Annotated in this window: 3 protein-coding genes; 2 read left to right on the top strand and 1 reads right to left on the bottom strand. The window is 41.6% G+C overall.

The genetic code is table 11. The features are described 5' to 3' along the window. Positions 1-673: 673 nt before the first annotated feature. Both QT987_RS29585 and QT987_RS29590 read left to right on the top strand, forming a co-directional pair. The gene (locus QT987_RS29585; RefSeq protein ID WP_333145786.1) at positions 674-826 is read left to right on the top strand and encodes a hypothetical protein; all 153 of its coding nucleotides are present in this window, start codon (positions 674-676) and stop codon (positions 824-826) included. A gap of 4 nt (positions 827-830) precedes the next feature. After that, positions 831-1061: a hypothetical protein gene (locus QT987_RS29590; RefSeq protein ID WP_333145788.1), complete on the top strand. Its 231-nt coding sequence runs from the start codon at positions 831-833 to the stop codon at positions 1059-1061. Positions 1062-1986: 925 nt separating this feature from the next. Here the strand turns inward: QT987_RS29590 and QT987_RS29595 are convergent. Beyond that, positions 1987-2136 carry a hypothetical protein gene (locus tag QT987_RS29595; RefSeq protein ID WP_333247040.1) on the bottom strand — a complete coding sequence of 50 codons (150 nt, stop codon included), beginning with the start codon at positions 2134-2136 and terminating at the stop codon, positions 1987-1989. Between the last annotated feature and the right edge of the window lie 147 nt (positions 2137-2283).

Raw genomic sequence — 2283 nt, forward strand, 5'->3', positions numbered from 1 at the left:
TAGTAGCTTGCCTCTGCTACAATCACTTAAATTGGGGAGTGCAGAGTTTGCTGTTAAATTATTAAATTGATATTAAGCGTACCGGGACAGGAAAAAACCTCAAAATTAACTTTTTGAGACTGGCTTTTCATGAGTTTTTTTGCATAAATTTGCATAAATTTGAGTTTTTGTGAGTTTTTTTGAGCAAAACTATGCAAGCTCAGCTTGAATTGTTAACCCGATTTTGGGCCGTGTTAGTAAGAATAAACTCAAATTTATGCAAAATTATGCAAATTTGTGCAAGCTGGGAAACTAAGGAAAAGAGCAGGGATGAGCGATAGCAAGCAATGTTTTTGTGATCACAAACCTGACTTTTGCGTGCAGAAAGAGAAATAATGTCCCCTCCTTTTACGGAAGCCTAACCGCAAGGTCGGGTTTAATACTTTTTTAAGCTTTAATGACAATTGTAGCTATTTGTACTACGATTCAAGCTGAATATTATACAGCTATAAGAAAATACCTTTTGCTTGCTGAAGTCGAGGCTACCGCCATTACACCCAAAAACGATTCTCCCCTTGACTGCTGTCGTGGGCAATCCCCGCTATAGGAAGCTTGCACAAAAAGCAGGATTGGGTGGTAGCAATAGCAATGTTGAACGATATATTTATACAGATGCGAGAAAAGTTGCAGCCGAGTGAATGAAATGGATGGTGCGATCGCAAATCGCTCGCTCCTACAACCGCAATTCAGCACAAGCGATCGCTGTACTCCCGAAATAGCTCACGCCCTTCAACGAGCGCCGAACATTAAATTTAAGTCGAGGACTGCCAACGGCGCATTCTGCTGAACCGTTGAAAAGCAAGCTAATTGCCTCACCGTCTGAGGTTTATGTCTGGCCTGACCCTCAAGGTGTCGTCAGAGGGCAGGCGCTCGCGCCTCTGTACCGTTCAGTCCCCCAAGCTGCTAAAAACGATCCAGAACTTTACACCTTGCTTAGCCTGATTGATGCGCTGAGAGTAGGTCGAGTGCGGGAACAGCGTTTGGCCGTTAGCGAACTTGAAAACAGGCTCGTTACTCTATGAACCCGCAGATATTGATGTGATATTCGGTACCGATTCCCATTCAATACGATCGCACTTGGACAGTAAGCGGAGGAGCGATCGCTTCTACAGGCGCATAGACGAAATAAACCCATCCGACTCCATTGCTTTGAACTCAGCCGGAGCGCTCACGCAATCTCATTACAGAACAGAATCGCGCGTCGTCTGAAGCTGGGCCTCATTACTTATTCGAGTACAACTGGACAACTGCTCTCGCAACTGTCAACATTCAAAAGAAACTGTAATTATTTGAATTGGAAGTGCAGAGTTTGCTGTTAAATTGTTAAATAAGTCTTAAGTGTACCGGGACACGAAAAAACCTCAAAATTAACTTTTTGAGACTGAGTTTCCATGATTTTTTTTGCATAAATTTGCATAAATTTGAGTTCTTGTGAGTTTTTTTGAGTAAAACTATGCAAACTCAGCTTGAATTATTACCTGAAGTCGAAGCAGTATTTTCAACTAAAAACTCAAAATAATGCAAAATAATGCAAATTTATGCAAATTTATGCAAGCTGGGAAACTAAGGAAAAAGCAGAGATGAGCGATAGCAAGCAATGTTCAGATATATATTTATACCAAAATATAAAAAACTTCTCAAATAAAGAGGAGCGTTTCTATTGTAGAGCCACAACACGATCGGTATTGAACAAAAATTCAATTAGGCGAACGATCGCCCTCGCAGTTTTAACAGACTTAGCAAACTCAAAAAATACTTTTCGATGCAGTATTCCAACGGATAACCTGAATATTGACTCTTAGTGGTTGTATTAAGCCTTTTGTTCATGCAAGTTCAGCTATAGTTGCTGCCAGAACTACTATCGGATAAGCTTTAATTCCAACTCTTGCGATCGCACCAACTGAAGCGATCGCCAATCGCTACAGGTTTGTCCAAGCAGCGGCTCTCTTATTTATGAGCTTGCTGTTTTGATACTAAACTTGCACTCGATCGCGCTAACCCGTGTTTCCCCTGCCACTTTCCAGAAAAATCTGCAACGTGCAGCGATCGCCCTACCAATAGAAACACCTCTATATTGTAGAGGCTGATTTTCTTCAACAGCAGAAATTTTCCTCAAATCTCAAACTAAGAACCGATATCCACCTCACCTCGAAACCAGAAGTAAGGTGTAGCAAGCAATGGTTTTGCGATCACAAACCTGACTTTTACGCGCAGAAACAAAAACAATGCACCCTCATGAATGCG

The organism is Microcoleus sp. SVA1B4 (assembly GCF_036700545.1).
Classification (GTDB): Bacteria; Cyanobacteriota; Cyanobacteriia; order Cyanobacteriales; family Microcoleaceae; genus Microcoleus.